Annotated in this window: 15 protein-coding genes; 2 read left to right on the top strand and 13 right to left on the bottom strand. The window is 61.6% G+C overall.

Annotated elements, in window-relative coordinates:
- Positions 1-18: 18 nt before the first annotated feature.
- The 4 genes from AC1DJH_RS12635 to AC1DJH_RS12620 all read right to left on the bottom strand — a co-directional run bounded on the left by AC1DJH_RS12635 (position 19) and on the right by AC1DJH_RS12620 (position 5,563).
- Entirely contained in the window at positions 19-336 is a 318-nt protein-coding gene (locus AC1DJH_RS12635) for a hypothetical protein (RefSeq protein WP_478185924.1), read from the bottom strand.
- 91 nt (positions 337-427) lie between these two features.
- Complete coding sequence (locus tag AC1DJH_RS12630) at positions 428-1,768, bottom strand: tyrosine-type recombinase/integrase (RefSeq protein WP_478185923.1); 1,341 nt, start codon at positions 1,766-1,768, stop codon at positions 428-430.
- A 352-nt stretch (positions 1,769-2,120) separates the two neighbouring features.
- Complete coding sequence (locus tag AC1DJH_RS12625; protein ID WP_478185922.1) at positions 2,121-3,185, bottom strand: 5-methylcytosine restriction system specificity protein McrC; 1,065 nt, start codon at positions 3,183-3,185, stop codon at positions 2,121-2,123.
- A 2-nt stretch (positions 3,186-3,187) separates the two neighbouring features.
- Positions 3,188-5,563: an AAA family ATPase gene (locus tag AC1DJH_RS12620; protein ID WP_478185921.1), complete on the bottom strand. Its 2,376-nt coding sequence runs from the start codon at positions 5,561-5,563 to the stop codon at positions 3,188-3,190.
- A 269-nt stretch (positions 5,564-5,832) separates the two neighbouring features.
- On the opposite strand from AC1DJH_RS12620, the gene AC1DJH_RS12615 reads away from it, so the two are divergent.
- The gene (locus AC1DJH_RS12615; protein ID WP_478185920.1) at positions 5,833-7,269 is read left to right on the top strand and encodes an HNH endonuclease; all 1,437 of its coding nucleotides are present in this window, start codon (positions 5,833-5,835) and stop codon (positions 7,267-7,269) included.
- A gap of 245 nt (positions 7,270-7,514) precedes the next feature.
- Here AC1DJH_RS12615 and AC1DJH_RS12610 read toward each other — a convergent pair whose 3' ends face one another.
- Genes AC1DJH_RS12610 through AC1DJH_RS12595 form a run of 4 tightly spaced genes read right to left on the bottom strand, consistent with a single transcriptional unit; the run spans position 7,515 to position 12,251 of the window.
- Positions 7,515-9,047, bottom strand: a complete 1,533-nt coding sequence (locus tag AC1DJH_RS12610) for an MFS transporter (RefSeq protein WP_478185919.1) — start codon at positions 9,045-9,047, stop codon at positions 7,515-7,517.
- An 11-nt stretch (positions 9,048-9,058) separates the two neighbouring features.
- Positions 9,059-10,282, bottom strand: a complete 1,224-nt coding sequence (locus AC1DJH_RS12605; RefSeq protein WP_478185918.1) for an EmrA/EmrK family multidrug efflux transporter periplasmic adaptor subunit — start codon at positions 10,280-10,282, stop codon at positions 9,059-9,061.
- Positions 10,283-10,310: 28 nt separating this feature from the next.
- The gene (locus AC1DJH_RS12600; protein ID WP_478185917.1) at positions 10,311-11,768 is read right to left on the bottom strand and encodes an efflux transporter outer membrane subunit; all 1,458 of its coding nucleotides are present in this window, start codon (positions 11,766-11,768) and stop codon (positions 10,311-10,313) included.
- A 45-nt stretch (positions 11,769-11,813) separates the two neighbouring features.
- Entirely contained in the window at positions 11,814-12,251 is a 438-nt protein-coding gene (locus AC1DJH_RS12595) for a carboxymuconolactone decarboxylase family protein (RefSeq protein WP_435484564.1), read from the bottom strand.
- A 140-nt stretch (positions 12,252-12,391) separates the two neighbouring features.
- Between AC1DJH_RS12595 and AC1DJH_RS12590 the strand changes: the two genes are divergently transcribed.
- The gene (locus AC1DJH_RS12590; protein WP_435484565.1) at positions 12,392-13,291 is read left to right on the top strand and encodes a LysR substrate-binding domain-containing protein; all 900 of its coding nucleotides are present in this window, start codon (positions 12,392-12,394) and stop codon (positions 13,289-13,291) included.
- A gap of 49 nt (positions 13,292-13,340) precedes the next feature.
- On the opposite strand, the gene AC1DJH_RS12585 is transcribed toward AC1DJH_RS12590, so the two are convergent.
- The 5 genes from AC1DJH_RS12585 to AC1DJH_RS12565 form a co-directional block, all read right to left on the bottom strand.
- The gene (locus AC1DJH_RS12585) at positions 13,341-13,613 is read right to left on the bottom strand and encodes a hypothetical protein (protein ID WP_478185916.1); all 273 of its coding nucleotides are present in this window, start codon (positions 13,611-13,613) and stop codon (positions 13,341-13,343) included.
- A 247-nt stretch (positions 13,614-13,860) separates the two neighbouring features.
- Positions 13,861-14,229: a hypothetical protein gene (locus AC1DJH_RS12580; protein WP_478185915.1), complete on the bottom strand. Its 369-nt coding sequence runs from the start codon at positions 14,227-14,229 to the stop codon at positions 13,861-13,863.
- A gap of 68 nt (positions 14,230-14,297) precedes the next feature.
- Positions 14,298-14,744, bottom strand: a complete 447-nt coding sequence (locus AC1DJH_RS12575) for a hypothetical protein (protein WP_478185914.1) — start codon at positions 14,742-14,744, stop codon at positions 14,298-14,300.
- Positions 14,745-14,762: 18 nt separating this feature from the next.
- Entirely contained in the window at positions 14,763-15,263 is a 501-nt protein-coding gene (locus AC1DJH_RS12570; RefSeq protein WP_478185913.1) for a hypothetical protein, read from the bottom strand.
- Entirely contained in the window at positions 15,263-15,727 is a 465-nt protein-coding gene (locus tag AC1DJH_RS12565) for a hypothetical protein (protein WP_478185912.1), read from the bottom strand. The genes AC1DJH_RS12570 and AC1DJH_RS12565 overlap by 1 nt, the downstream gene beginning before the upstream one ends.
- Positions 15,728-15,733: the final 6 nt, after the last annotated feature.

Raw genomic sequence — 15,733 nt, 5'->3', positions numbered from 1 at the left:
CGACTGGTAAGACATGCCTTAGAGCCCCCGCGCCCTGTCGATCGCGCTTGCAGCCAACGCCTGCGCCTCAACTTCGTTTGCGACGAATCGCACCCCCCACGCGGCGTTCAAGTCGGCGTGGACGTCGCCCGCAGTGCTGTCGGCCTCCAGGCCGGCCAACCGCACCAGCAGATCGACTTCGGCCAGCGCCGCACTGGTTAGGCCGTGCCGGTTCGCCGCGATGATCTCGGCGATACGCGCCATTTTTTCCGCGATGCTGTCACGCATCTCGCAGGCATCGTCGCTGGTAAATCCCGCTACCCAGTCGCCCGTCAACGGGGCTTGCAAATTGTTCATGGTGGTTCCATTTCAGAATTGAGGTTGCTTGCGTGGTGCCCCTGATGACGCGAGGCGCCGCAAATCTCGTCCGGGCGAGCGGCGTGAAAAGTCAGGCGGCTTTGCCGACGATCGAGATGACTTTTTGCAAGTGCCCTTCGGCATCAGCGTCGAAGTCGAATGGCACGCCGCCGGTCGTCACGATGAACTTTTCGGCCTGATCCATAAAGGGCCGAAGGTGGTCGATGCTGCGCGGCTTGTAGCGCTCACTCATGCTGCCCGGCCGATGACCCATGACCTGCGCGATAGCGCCCGCCGGGCACCCTGCTGCCTCACCCATGAGAGCGAACGTGCGCCGCAGTCCATGGATGGTTACGTGACCGATTCCCGCATGCGTCAACACGTCGGCGTGTGCACTACGCGGGTCGGCGATTCGGCCTGCCTTCGCGTTCGGTGAGGCGAACACGTACAGGTTTTCGCGGATGCGCGGCAACTGGAAAAAAAGACTGGAGAGGTATGGCGTTAGAGGCAAAGTGCGCGTGTCGCCAACCTTATCGGCGATGGTCAATTTCTTCCACCGGAAATCGACATCCGACCACTTCAATGCCGCAAGCTCTTCGCGGCGCGCACCGGTTAACAGCAACCCTTGCAGGTACGCGGCGGCTGTGCGATTTCGTAGTTGCTCAATGCCAGCGAACCACGCGGCAAGCTGGCCTTCTTCAAGCGCGTCCGTGCGGCGAGACCCAGACGATGACGGCAGCGCGCTCTGCACCTTCTGATCACGAGCAGCAAGCGGATCGACAAGACCGTCGTAGGCGTCCTCTGTACCGCACCAGCGCAAGAATCCCGAGACGACCTGAATAGCGCGCGCTGCCTGCGCCACGCCGCGCTCGCCTTCTTTCACACTCCACGCGCGCAGAACCTTCGGCGTCAAGTCCTTGAGCTTTAAGTCGAGCAACGGGGCAACCGGGCCGGGCAACGTCAGCCCCTTCCCCCGAATCTTCGGCTCACCGCCGGCCGCGGCCATCTTCTTCAGGTCGGCCAAGTAGCGAGGTTTCCACGCCGCCCGCTTTTTCGGCCGCCCGCGCGCAATGTATTCATACCATGCCTCGCGCACCGTCACTGTCGATTGCCGCTCTGCAGAGCGCTCTGCTACGTCCTTCGCGGTCGCCTCGGCTTTTACGATTCGAGGATCACGGCCTTCGTCGATTACGCATTGCAGTTCGCGTGCCTTCGCCTGCGCGTCCGGCAGACGCCATGTTCCGGCGTCGCCAATCGTCAGGCGCAGCGTCTTGCCTTCGTAGACGCCTTGGAACACAAAGGCCGGCGCGCCGCGTGGTGTAGCTCGCAAGCCAAGCCCCGGTGCCTTGGCATCCCATAGAAAGGCCTGGGCCTTGTCAGCCGGGCACTTGAAGCTGGCAACCCGTGGCGCAGTGAAAGCAATTTTTCCCATGCATCGATTGTGCGATGAGAAGGTTTCGATGTAACGCCGATGTAAGAGATTTTTTGCAATCTAGATCAACGCTGAAGAATCCGTTTTCGTATCTGGATACGATTTCTCCTATGAAAACGATGAAATTATGAATGAAGATCAACACACCGAAATCTGCTATCTCGCTCATTCGTAATGAGAAGGTCGGGTGTTCGATTCATCTCTCCGGCACCAAGTCGTTAAAGAAACCCCCGCTATCCAAAAGATAGCGGGGGTTTTCTTTTGCCCGCAAGAGAGGCAAAAGGCAGGTCACATTCGGCAGCAAAAACTACTCAAAGACGGCACCCTGGGCTGCCTCAGTTTCTCGGACTAACTACACAGATACAGTCCCTGCAGATATCGCCGCCTCGAATACTTCAAGCAATTCAGCGCGGATTTCAAACCAGTCCCGCGAAAGATCCACTGTAGCGATCGTCAGCGGGTGTCCCTGAACAACGTAGCTGTCTCGCAACGTTCGGTCTACGCGTGGGTAGATCAACATGCCACGCACAATTTCGGCTTCTTGAGATTGCGCATTGGTCAGATAGCTCATCAGCTGATAGAGGTTTGCGCTGTGGTACTTGATGCTGTCTCGAAAGAAGCTCACCGAACTGCTGTAGTACTTGGCATCAATGATCAACCTCCCCGCAGGGGAGTACACCGAGATATCCGTGTTCATGGAAGGCAACATCGATAGCCCGGGGTCACTATCACTTGCAGCGTCCCAGCCAATCCTATCCCGCTTCACGGTGATGCCTCGAACCTCCCATTTTATGAAGTTGAAAAGGAAGTTTTCGAATACACGCGCCATTGCCCTTTCGTCACGCACGAAGTCGCGAAAGCGTATATCCCCCGAATTCGAATTCGGCAGCGCGCTGCGAAATACAAGCTCGCATACATTCAATAGAAAACGATAGAACCGTGTGTTCGAATGCAGTTGAACCTTCCCAAAACTTCGCGCGGTCAACGCAGGGGACGCTATCCCTGAAAGGCTCTTGTATGCCTTCGTCACAGTTGATCGGAGCGATGGGTGCAACTCTGTGGATTGGCAGAGCAGCCCCAGCGTGCTTTTGATCACTTGATTGTTGTGCGTATTTACTGTTAGCTCATCAAACTGACAAGCTGCCCGCCCATGAACAGTCAAAAATCGCCGAGCTGAACCCAGCGCATCAATCCGGCCGCGCGGGCTGCGCAGCTCTTCTGAGTAGGCCTCATAGCCTTGCTCCAAGCCTCGACGAGCGAGATGATTCACGCCAGTGCAAAGGACCAATGCAAACAGGTCCACGAGCTCAGTCGATGGACACTTCGTCACATCGACCAACTCACCCTGCTCCAACTGGTCCCACGAGTAGCAAAGAAGGTAGTAGAGGTTCGCAATGGGAATTCGTGGCTGCTCCATGCCTAGGCTCCCAGTAGCCGACTCTCCCATTGCTTGACCTTCGAAGGGTCATCAAACCAGTACTCACGCAGCAACGGCAGCACTTCCGTTTCGATGACGTCCTTGTACCAGTCGGTGGTGGCGCCATCCGGCCCGTGGCCACCGCAAAAATAGCTGTGCCCAATCCTGAAACCGGGTCCTAGGTTTGCACGGTCCGATTCAATTTCGGCATTCAACAGTTGCATGTCGCGTACCACTCTATGAATGAGCTCCTCAGATGCTCGAGCGTTTCTCATGTATTCCTCGAACTGAGGCAAGCTGAATCCAGGCTCAAGATCAATGAATGCAAAACGCCGCCTTAGTGCGTAGTCGACCATCGCTAGCGAGCGATCGGCCGTGTTCATCAGACCTAGTAAGTAGACATTTTTAGGTACGTGAAATTTTTCGTCTAGACTGGTCGCATAGGTAAGAGGCACTCCCCACGCTGGGTCTCGCTTGTCGGCCTCAATAAGCATCATCAGTTCGCCGAAAACCTTGCTGAGATTGCCGCGATTTATCTCATCGATGATGAAGACGTAGTCCTTGTCTAAATCTGCGGCAGCTCTACGGCAGAAGTCATAAAACACACCGTTCCTCAACTGAAAACCCGTTCCAGTAGGTCGATACCCTTGAACAAAGTCTTCGTAGGAGTACGTCTGATGAAATTGCACGACACCAACTCGTACGTTCGATCGACTTCCCACCAACGCTTGCGCTAGCCGCCGAGCGAAGAAGGTCTTCCCGACCCCAGGTGGCCCTTGCAATATGACGTTGTGCTTTGACCTCAGCCGCTGAACAATTGCTCCAAAAGCATCCCTGTCGATAAAGAGCCCCTCTAGCGCCTCGTCCAGCGTATACAGCTCGTCTTCCACCTCCTCTTCGACGACATCACTCACGGTACTCCCGTCTTGCGCAGCCAGCAAAAGGGGCTTGTACTCATCGATTACTTTGTCGATGGCAGCAGCGATCTGATCAACGTCGGCGAGGTGATCTCCTGAGAAAGCTTCCGCGACGTAGGAGTCCCCGTATCGCTCGGGCTCCATCGCAGCTTGGGTCGCTAGATACTGTTCGATCGTTGGAGTCGAATCCAAATTGCGCCAGAACGGAGCGGTATCGTGTGTTTCGCTAACGCCATACGCGACAACGACGTAACCAGCCTTTCGGTAGTAAAGCAATACTGGGTAGCTGCCCTTGGTGGGTACATGACCAGCGCCCAAGAATGCGATCCATGGGACCCGAGCTAAAACACCCTTGCCAAAACTCACCTTTACCTGGAGACCCCTGTACTCCGTCGGATAGCCACTCACGGCCAGAGCCGATCCGGTTGAAGCCTGCGTCAAAAAGCGCTTGAGTATGTCTGGCAGCACTGCCTTAGGCACGATTTCAAAGCTCAGTGAGCGCAGTAATCTAAATGCCGATGAGTCCTCGCCTCCTGTGAACTGAGATCGATCGAACTCTGTTCCTTTTGCATACTTCGCAGCCAACGACAGCACTAGCTTCGGCGGATAGCGATGACCGGCGTACAAGAGGTCGTACCCCGTTGACTCCTCTTTTGGATCAATGCCTTCTCTATCAATCTCGGCGATGGCCAGAAGTACGTGGTCAGCAGTGATGTCCTGAGTGGCGGTCCGAAAGTCCTGCTGCTGCCACATGCCTTTCAATGGGGGCGTGTAGTAATCCAACTGGGTTGTGCCGTGCTTTTCCTCAAGCTCGCTTCTGACTCGACGCAGTGTCCGGTCGAGCTCCAAGGGTAAGAGCGCATTCACAGCCTGATTGCTAAACCCAGAAAAAGCTACGGCGACCGCACGACGATCTAGCCTTCCGAAGATTCGCTCGAAATCATCTGGAAAGAGCATGAACAGCAGCATGTGCCGGAATTGTCTCGCCGTGGCGTCGGGCACATCTGACAGCCATTTCGCAAACTCCCAGCCATCAGCGAGGAGCAACGTCCGCTCTGCAACCGGAAGCCGCTTGAAACGCAGCATTGTGTTGATGCAAAAAGTGAGCTCTCGCCAACGGTGATTATTAAAGCCGGGGCCAGCACTCCCGATGCCACCTAGGGCTGCATCAGAGAGAAAGGCCGCCGCAGATGACGGCAGCTCTTCCCCTGACCACTGCCAAATAGTTCCGATAGTCGATCGCTTCCTCGCAGCGCCCATGTTGCTCGGACAAAGGAACATGAGCCAAAGCATCTCCGCCGCGAGCTGCTTTACGAAAGGCGATGTCGTCTTCAGCTGACCTTCAAGCTTCGCGATGAACGTTCCGTCGCCCTCATCAAGATTTCGGATGAAGTGAGTCTCCAACGCTTCCAAGCCTTCAACAGTCCACAGGGCTCGGTCATCAAACACCGAGCCATCCAAGAGGAATGCCTGGTCCCTCCAATGGTTCGCGACGCTCAAGATGGGCGCGGAGTCGTCCCTCCCGCAGTAACGGCTCATACTCGCCTCTGAGTTAACTATTGGACACAGACTTTAACTTCTATCTCCGATCCCGAACCGCTAGTACCCCTTCACTCCAGTCCAACGCAATTGCCTTGTCGCGCAACCGCATAAACCCCCAGTGAGGCTTGCCGAACAAGCTCTGGTGAGAGGCAGATTTTCCGAGCCCATATCAATTCCCCGACATCGTCATGAGCGAAAACCCTGACTTCAATACTTCACACAACGACGCCTTTGGAGAGCTAGGCGCGATAGAGGCTGGGCAACAGTGGTCAGCGTTTGACGTCGTTATGAGCACCGCCGAGGAGGATGGCGCGAAGGTGCTGGTAACGACGATCTGGAATTACTACCTTGAAGCGTCGGACAACGATGGGCAACCACGTCGCATACCTGCGATACAACGTGACCGGCAAACCGGTGAGCTTTGGTACAAGCTGGCCGGCATGCCGAAGGCCACAGATTCCGGAACCAAAAAAGCACACCGCCATCGGTTAGACATCGCGCTCGAAGAAGGGATTCCGATCGTTGGCTTCCTAAAAGACCTGAAGACCAAGGCTGCAGCCTTGAACGCCGTCTTTGATTGCACGATGCTTGCCCATGACATTCAACACGCCGGTGCATTGTGGTTTCGCCTTACACCACGCGTCTCATGCGAGTTCGAGGTCGGTGATTTCAGTATCCGCGACGTCGCTACGCTAGTGCACCTACTGCCAACAATTGACGAGATGTCACTGCTCAACGAGCAGCCAAGGCTAGATGCGGAGCAGCCGAATGGACCCTATCGCTACGGAAGCAAAAGGACTTGGGAAATCGTTCTCGATGGGTTGATTGAACTCGGCGGCACCGCCTCAATGGCAGAAATCAAGCGGGCTGTGCTCGCAAAGCACCCCGAGTTCGAACTGGGCAACTTCTTTCCGGACCTATCCATGCTTTCGGTCAACAGCGCGTCGCGTGGTCAGTACGGCGTGAACGTACGACCACGTAGAACGGATAGCAGCAGCGAATACGACCGAATCTATCGCGAAGGACATGGCCGACAGACCATCTACGAGCTGTACGACATTGGACGCCACGGGGTTTGGGAGTTGTATCGTCCGTTGGTCGGCAAGAAGCTGAAGGTTCGACAGATCGAAGACCCATTGTTCTTCGAGTTGAAGGAGGCTGAACGAGAGGCGGAACAAGCAGGTGTCTTTGATCCAACCGATATCGAAGATGCCAGATCCAAAACCCTCGCCGCCGTCGTGCGTCGACGTGGGCAATCAGCTTTTAGAGATGCGCTGCGAAATGCCTATGGCGATCGATGCTGTCTCACCGACTGCAATCTGGTTGATGTACTCGAAGCTGCGCATATCCACCCCTATCTTGGTGACCTAACGAATGTTGTTTCGAACGGCCTACTTCTGCGCGCAGACATTCATACGTTGTTCGATCTGTTTTTGCTGCGCATCGATCCATCGAGCCTAGTGGTTGAAATCAGCCCCAAACTGATCGGAACAGAGTACGCGTCGCTTCAAGGCAGACGGGTGGCAACGCCTGACGACCCAGGAGAAGCGCCAAGCCCGAAGGCACTCGAAGTTCACGCGACCTCTTGTGCTTGGTACTCAGCGAGCCCACGCGAAGAGGCATGACCCGAAGCGCGCGATCTGAAACCCAGAAGCTCGGCTATTCAGACTTCACCGTCTTCAAGGCATCTTGGAACAAGTTCGCGGTGTCTCCCGCCAGACCGGGCACCATCCACATGATGGGTCCCGATGCCCCTCCCCTGTTCCTTCGACCCATCCACTCCAGTCCCCACGGCAGCAGCTCAGCAGCGACTGCACCAGCGTCAACCTGTTCTCAAGAACCCCCAACGCGTCCGACCCGTTGGGAGCCTTCAGCGGAACACCCGCTGCAATCCCACCACAACCACGCCGAGCACCCCCAGCACCGCAATCGCCCTGAAGTGATCGATGTTCGCCAGCATCGACGACTGCTGCGCCACCAATTGCGCCACCCGCGCGAGTGCCACCTTGGCCGCCTCGCCTGCCGGCAGGCTCGCCGCCAGTGCCTGTTGCAGGCTCTGCAGCGTCGCTTCATAGACCGGGTTGAAGGCGTTGACCTCGGTGCCCAGCACGGCCCAGTGCGTGGCGCCGCGCCATTGCTGACCGAGCGTCGCGAGCGTGATGCCGAGCGCGGTGGCTGCCTGCGCCATCATGTTCTTGAGCTGCTGGGCGTTCGAGAACACCGGCTCGTCGCGCTCCATGTCGCGGAAGGTCTGCATCGCGGTCACCGGCAGCACGGTCAGCAGAAAAATGCTGTTGAAGGCGAGCGCGGGGAGCACGTGCAGCCACACGTCGGCCCCCGTTTCAATGCGCGTCAGCAGCCACCCGAACAGCGCGAGCGACGCGAAGCCGACCACCAGGAACTTGCGCGGCTCCGGGTAGCGCGGCAGCAGGCGCGACATGACGATCCAGGTGAACAGGGCAAGGCCGAAGCCGAGCGCCTCGATGTGCCCGACCGTCTCCCACGCAAAACCCAGCGTGCCCTGCAACATCATCGGCACCACGTAGTTGTTCGCGCCGAGCATCAGGTAGGCGAAGAAGAACAGCCCAAGGCCGACGAAGTAGCGCAGGCGCAGCATCTGCCGAACGCGCAGCAGCGGCCGTTCGCTGCGGTGCTGGTGCCACAGCCAGGCAAGCAGGCCGGCAATGGCGGCGAAAAAAATGAGCGCGACCGATGACGCGTTGCCATAGAAGTCGTAGTACGAACGCTGAAGCGCATAGAACAGCAAGAAGCTCGAGCCGATCAGCAGCAGCTGCGCAAACGGGCCGGCCTGCGAGCGCGTGTGCGCCGGGCCGATCGGCGCTGCGGGAAGCGCCACACCGGCCAGCACGAATACCACAACGCCAAGTGCGGCCAGCAACCCGTAGATTGCAACCCAGGTCTCATGCGCGACGCTGATCGACGCGAGCCATGGCGCCGCGGCGATGCCGATGGCCAGGCCGCTGGCCAGGCAGCGGATGCCGACGAAACGCTTCGGACCGGCCAGCGTGTGGTGAATGATCAAGCGGCAAGCAGTGAAGAAGACACCCCCGCCGAGCGCCATCAAGGCCCGGCCCGCCAGGAAGCTTTGCAAGTCCACGCTCGTGGCGCACAGCAGCGAGCCCAGCACCGAGATCGCGGCGCTGATCTGCATGAAGCGCCGGGCGCCGATGCGCTCGACGAACCAGCGCTGCATCGAGATCGCGAAGATCGCGACGCTCGCATACACCGCCGCGACCAGGCTGAATTCCTCGGGGCTGATGCCCAGCTCGCCCATGATGGGCGCGGCGGCAAAGGCCGTCATGCCGGCCTGCAAGAACTCGGTCAGCGACAGCAGGAAGATGGTCGCGTAGAGCAGGCCGTTGGAAGTTGTCTTGTTGTTCATGGCCTCGGCTTTCAGCGGTTGGCATCGATCACGGCGCGCACTTCGGCGTCGGCCATCGCGAGCGGCGTACCGAGCACGTCGCTGCGGTCGGCGTGGTCGGCCCCGCCGGCGTCGACAAACCGCAGCCCGTTGCGCTGGCTCGTGTCGACCGTGACCTTCATCGACAGCCCCAACTGCAGTGGATGCGCCGCCATCTGCGCAGGGTCCAGCGCAATGCGCACCGGCACGCGCTGGGTCACCTTGATCCAGTTGCCGGTCGCGTTCTGCGCGGGCAGCAGCGCAAAGGCGCCGCCGGTGCCGGCGTCCTGCCCGATCACCGTGCCCCGGAACACAACGCCGCGACCGTAGACGTCGGCCGTCAGGGCCACCGGCTGGCCGATGCGGATGTCGCGCAGCTGCGACTCCTTGAAGTTTGCGTCGACCCACACACGGTCCAGCGGCACGACCGACATCAGCGCCACGCCGGGATTGATCTTCTGCCCGAGCTGCACGGTGCGCTTGGTGACCAGGCCGCTCACCGGCGCCGGCACTTCGGTGCGGGCGGCGGCAATGACCGCATCGCGCACCTGCGCGGCGGCGGCCATCACGTCGGGGTAGGTGTCGATCGACGTGCGATCGACCAGCGCCGTGCTGCCGGTGTGCTGCTGACGCGCGACGTCGAGCCCGGCCTGGGCTGCGCGCATCGCCTCCTCGGCGTGCTGCACGTCCTCGCCCGAAATGGCACCGCTGGCCAACACCTCGCGGCGCCGCGCCAGGTCGGCCGACGCGCGCGACAACTCGACCCGCCGCAGTTCGACGGTCGCGCCCGCCTGCCCCGCGGCCGCGACCTGCGCACGCGCCTGGCGAACCGCCCGGGCCAGCCCTGCCTTGGCGCGGTCGAGCGCGAGTCGTGCGTCCACATCGTCCAGGCGGACGAGCGGCTGGCCGGCGATGACGTGGTCGGTGGTGTCGGCTTCGATCGCCGTCACCACACCGCCGACCTGCGCCGTGACCGTGACCACGTTGCCGTTGACGAAGGCGTCTTCGGTGGTCTCGCCGTGAAGGCCGAGCGAGGCCGCGTAGACCGCCACGACGGCACCCAACGCGACGGCCGCGGCACCTGCCGCGAGGGCGGGCGAGAAGCGGTGCTTGGCGACCGCGTTGGGCACGGGCGACGGTGCGGGTGCAGGTGTGGGGATGGGCGCGGGGGATGGCACGGGCGAGGCCGCGACCGGTTCATTCAGGTTGGCATTCATGGCGGTGTTCCTTCAGGAAAGGGTGGCTTCAGGACGCAGCGTGCGGTTCAGGCGAAGCGGCCGGCACGTAGCCGCCGCCGAGCGCGCGGATCAGGTTGAGCCGCAACTCGCGTTGGCGGCCGGCGGAATCGATGACCTGGCGCTGCTGCGCGAGCACCTGGGTTTCGGCAGCCAGCACCTGCAGGTAGCTCGCAAGGCCGCTGCGATAGCGGTCTTGCGCGAGTTCGTAGGCGTGCCGCGCGAGGGTGAGCGCTTGGTCCTGCTCGGCGCTTTCGTCGGCGGACCATTTCAGCGACACCAGCTGCGCGACCACGTCGTGCAGCGCGGCGATCACCGTGGCGTTGTAGGTCTGGATGGCCGCGTCGTGGTCGGCCTGGTGCAGCGCGAGATTGGCGCGCAGCCGGCCGCCGTCGAACACCGGCAGCGAGATGGCGGGCCCGATGCCCAGCATGCGGCTTCCTGCAGAAAGAAAGTCCGCCAGCCCGATGCTCTGGAACCCCACGAAGGCGTTCAGCGTGACGTTGGGGTAGAAGCCCGCGCGCGCCACCGCCATGTCTTGCGTGGTCGCCTCGACGCGCCAGCGCTCGGCCACGATGTCCGGGCGGCGCCCCAGCAGCTCGGCGGGCAGGTCGGTCGGCAGCGCCACCGGCCCGACGCTGGCCAGATGCGGCCGCTCGATGGCGAGGCCGGCGTCCGGGCCCTTGCCCTGCAGGGCGGCGATCTGGTTGTTGGCCAGCGCAATCGCTTCTTCGAGCGCGGCGATCTGGGCGCGTGCCGCGGGCAGCGCCGCTTCGGCCTGGGTCTGCTCCAGGGCGGAGTCGATCTGCATCGCCACGCGGCGCTTCACCAGCGCCAGGATCTCCTGGCGATGGCGCAGCGTGTCGCGGGCCAGGTCGCGCTGCGCGTAAGCCGTGTCAAGGCGCAGGTAGAGACGGGCGATGCCCGTCGTCAGCACCAGGCGCGCCGCCTGCGCGTCGACCTGCGCGGCGTGGGCGCGGTCGAGCGCCGCATCGAGCGCGGCGCGGTTCTTGCCCCAGAAGTCGAGCTCGTAGCTGGCGCCGATCTGCCCGTCATTGATCGACCGCTCCTTTCCGGCCAGGGCCGGCGGGTAGATGCTGTTCTCGCTGAAGCGCTGCTGCGTGCCCTTGAGCGTGGCGTTCACCTGCGGCAGCAGCGCGGCGCCGGCAACGCCGGCCACGGCCTGCGCCTGGCGCACACGGGCATCGGCGATGCGCAGGCTCGGCTGGCCGTCGAGCGCGTCGCGCATCAGCTGGTCGAGTTGCGGGTCGCCCCATGGCGCCCACCAGTCGTCTTGCGGCCAGGCCGCAGGGGACAGCGGCGCGGCGGCCAGGCTGCGCTGCGCGGCCAGGTCATTCACCGCCAGCGGCTTGCCGTGCGTCTCCAGGTTGCCGGTGCTGGCGCAGGCCGTCAGCAGGCTTGCTGCAAGGGCAAGGCTGAGAGCAGAGGCGAGTGCAGTGGCTTTCATGGCGGTCTTTCGTGGCGGTTGTCGAGCGGATGCGTCGGTGACGCTTCAGGCGGGCAGCTTGCGAAAGGCGATCGCGAAGCGGTTCCAGGCATTGATGGTTGCGACCAGCAAGGTCAGGTCGACGATTTCTTCGGGGGTGAACTGCGGGCGCAGCTGGTCCCACACGGCATCGGGCACATGGGTCTCGGCGACCAGCGTCACCGCTTCGGTCCAGGCCAGCGCCGCGCGCTCGCGGTCGCTGAAGAACGGCGACTCGTGCCAGACGGCAAGCGTTGCAAGCCGGCGCGGGTCTTCGTGCGCCTTCAGCGCGTCGCTGCTGTGCAGGTCCATGCAATAGGCGCAGCCGTTGATCTGCGAGGCGCGCAGGCGCACCAGCTCGACCAGCGGCTTGTCGAGGCCGGACTTGGCGATGCGCTGCTCCAGCGCGCTCATCGCCTTCATGGCTTCGGGGCCGGCTTTGTAGAAATTCAGGCGGGGGTCCATGAACGTAGCTCCTTTGAAAGTGCCCTGGTTGGCAGGGCCGGTTGCTGATGAGGCTACGATACGGATGGCAGCAATCCTTGATAAGACAGCCATTTCATGAAGGATTGTTCTATTTCTAGGACGAAAAACAGGACAGCCCCGTGGACCTGAACGACTTGCGGTACTTCGCCCTCATCGTGGAGCACGGTGGCTTCAGCGCCGCCGAGCGCGTGACGCACATCACCAAGTCCAAGCTCAGCCGGCGCGTTTCGCTGCTCGAAGAGCACATGGGCGTGCGGCTGATCCAGCGCAGCACGCGGCGCCTGTCCCTCACCGAGGCGGGGCAGGCCTTCTACCAACACTGCGCGGCGATGATGGTCGAGGCCGACGCGGCCCGCCTGGCGGTCGAGCAGTTGCGCGCGGCGCCGTCGGGCACGGTGCGCATGACCTGCCCCGTCTCCATTGCGCAGTTCTACCTGGCCCGCATCGTGGCGGACTACATGCGCCAGCAGCCCCATGTGCGCGTCGAGATCGACCCCACGGACCGGCTGGTCAACCTGATCGAGGAACGGGTCGACGTGGCGCTGCGCGTGCGCGACGCAGGCCTGGAAGACCCCAGCCTGATCTCCCGGCGCATCGCGTCCGGGCGCATGGTGCTGGTGGCGAGCCCGGCCTACCTGGCGGAACGCGAGCCGATCGTCGAACCCGCGCAGGTGCCGGCGCAGCACACCATCAGCGGGCTGCACGATGGCGCCGAGCAAAGCTGGAACCTGGTCGCCACCGACGGCAGGACCGCGAAGCTGCAGCACCGGCCCCGGCTGCTCTGCTCCGACTACACGGTGCAGTTCGAGGCCGCGGCGGGCGGCGTGGGCATCGCGTTGCTACCGCTGCGCATTGCATGGCGCGGGCTCGAGAGCGGCGCGCTGGTGCGGGTGGCAAAGGACTGGGGCACGGCAGAGCAGTCGATTCACCTGGTCTACGTGAGCCGCCGCGGCATGCTGCCCTCGGTGCGGTCGCTGGTGGACCACCTCGTGCAGCACATTCCGACCGCAATGGCCTGATGCGGAGGCGAACCTCAGCATCGAGGACGCCTGCCGCACGCCGATGGCCTCAGGCCCTTGGCTGGTCCACCGCGTTGAGGCGCTTCAAGACCTCTTGGGCAAGCCGGGCGATGTCGTCCGCCAGATCGGACGCGAGCCACATGATGTTGTCCCGGTGCCGCTCCCCTATGCCTTCGAACCACTCGCTCCAGTCGCCGTAGCAGCAACTCAGCAGAGATTGCAGTTGGGTCAACTTGTTCTCAAGAATGTCCGACGCGTCGGGCCCGTGGGAGGTGTCGTCGGATGAGGGCGTGTTTTGCCCGGCGATAATTCGATCAGCCATTTGATGTGCTCCTTACCAAAGATCTGCACGTTGAGTGGTCAGACGGTCAGGGTGTTCGCGCACCTTGGCCGTCGCCTTTTGTGCCTCACATCGACATCGCTGCATGGTGCTTCGATGTCCCGCCGTGAGGCGCGGCGGTCATCCAATGTATGAAGAGAAGCGGCGCAATGGAAGCCTCGGGGCAGCGAAGAAATGCGCAATCGCGCAACTTTGCCCGTATCCGGAAACCAAAACATGGGCCCGTGGGCTAGCGGGTCATCAGACCGCGCAAGCGCTCGAAATGGTGGTCGCACCATCGCGCGTAAAGCGCCTCGTCGAAGTTCTTGATCTTGTAGAGATCGTTGGCATCGAAGTGCGAGAAGAAGCACTTCGACGTGCTGAGCACCACCCAGCTGATGACCCTGCCATGCGCGGGGCTCACCGCGTCCTGGCCCAGCACAAGTTCCATGTCGTCGATGAGTGCGGCGAGCAGCGCATCGTCGAAGAAGCCTTCTTCGAACAGCGCATGGCAGAAGGTGCCTTCGACCTCGTCGTTCTTGTTGTCCAGAATGCGCTGGATGGCGGCACTGACATGCTGGTCTGGGTCGCTTGGCGGCCTTGGTGCTCTGCGGTTCATTGTTGCTTCCGTCCAGATTGGAGATGCCCCTCGCTCGAAACATCGCTCTCTTGGAAATCGGCCGCGCCTCAAAGGCTCTCGAAGAAATAGGCCATCAAGGTGTTGTCGACGAAACCTTTGAGCAGCATGGTGCCCGACAGCGGCTGCATCGCAGCCTCGAACGCCACTTGCTCGAACTGCCGCGCTTCGAGCACCTTCACGAGCGGCGTGCAGAGCGCGTGCAGTTCGGCATGGCCCGCGCTGAGCTGCCACGCGCCGCCTGACAGCGCATAGGGCAGCACCACGAAGACCCGAAGGTCGAAGCGAATGAAGAACCGCGCCTGCAAGGCACGGCCGAATGTGCATTCGACAAGGTGCGCGTAGAGATCGTTGGCGGGGCCGTGGCCTGTCGCGTGCACATGGGCCGCGCCGAACGCGTCGAGCACATCACCGAGCTCGCGAGTGGGTGCATCGGGCAGCGGCTCGAAGTCTCTTGCTGCGGCGAAGGCTTCGAGTTTCTGGATGGTCGGCGTCATGGCAAGTGCAGGGGCCGGTCAAACGATTTCGGCGAACAGGCTTTCGAACACGGTCGCCGGCAAGCCGTCGAGCTGCGTGGTGCAGCCCGGTGCAGGCAAAAAGAAATACGCGTGCGCCACCTCTTGCAGACCCTGCGCCGCAAGCACGGCCCGGCCCTTGTCGATCGAAGCCCTCGCCGCTTCGGGCAACCTCGCCGGATCGATCGGGTGATTGACATTGCCTTGGTCGACCATGCCCCACTTGCTGTCGAAGCAGTAAACGGCAAACAGCGGCGCCTTCGACGAGATGTAGAAGCGAACTTCGAATTCGAAGCGCCTCTTCAACACCGCGTCCTGGCCCGACAGCTTGCACGTCAGCGACTTTGCGGCGTTGTAGTTCATGTCGTCGTCCAGAACGAACGCTACGCCCGAAGCGTTCGACAGCGCAGTGCCCAGGCCGGCGACCAACCTTGCATAGTCCCGCACGCAGCCGATGGGCTGCGCTGTCGCATCCAGGATGAACGGTGGAAGCATCGACATCACGGGCTCACCGCGTACTTCAGGTCCCGGTGCTTGATGCGAATCACGGCGTGCGTGAAGACGATCTCATGGCTCAGAAAATCATCTTCCAGAACCAGCATTTCGTCGACCAGCCAATCGCCATGCGACCGGTCGCCTGCGGGCCAATCGCTCTTCGTCTTCTCCACCGAATACGACTGCACGTCGCTGTAGCTCAGCAAGAGCCGGTTGCCGTACGCGCCAGCGAGGTGAATTTCGATGCTGCTCGCTCGAAGCTCGCCTTCTTCGAACTCCTGCACAACCAGCTTGTGCAGGCGCGCGTCGTGCGGGCATCGCTCGTCCCTGTGCGCGTAGTGCCACGGCGCGCTCATGAACGCGAGGGCATCCGCCGGCACCCGGTGCCTGACCTGCGCCACGTAGGCGGGGTAGCCCGAGCTGTCCATTGCGTAGCCGTCTGCGGTCTCGGAAAACTGGACGATCTTCAAGCTGCT

It is taken from the genome of Variovorax sp. 10N412, from assembly GCF_056394985.1.
Note: the sequence above shows the minus strand (reverse complement) of the source record. Positions and strands in the feature narration are given on the sequence as shown.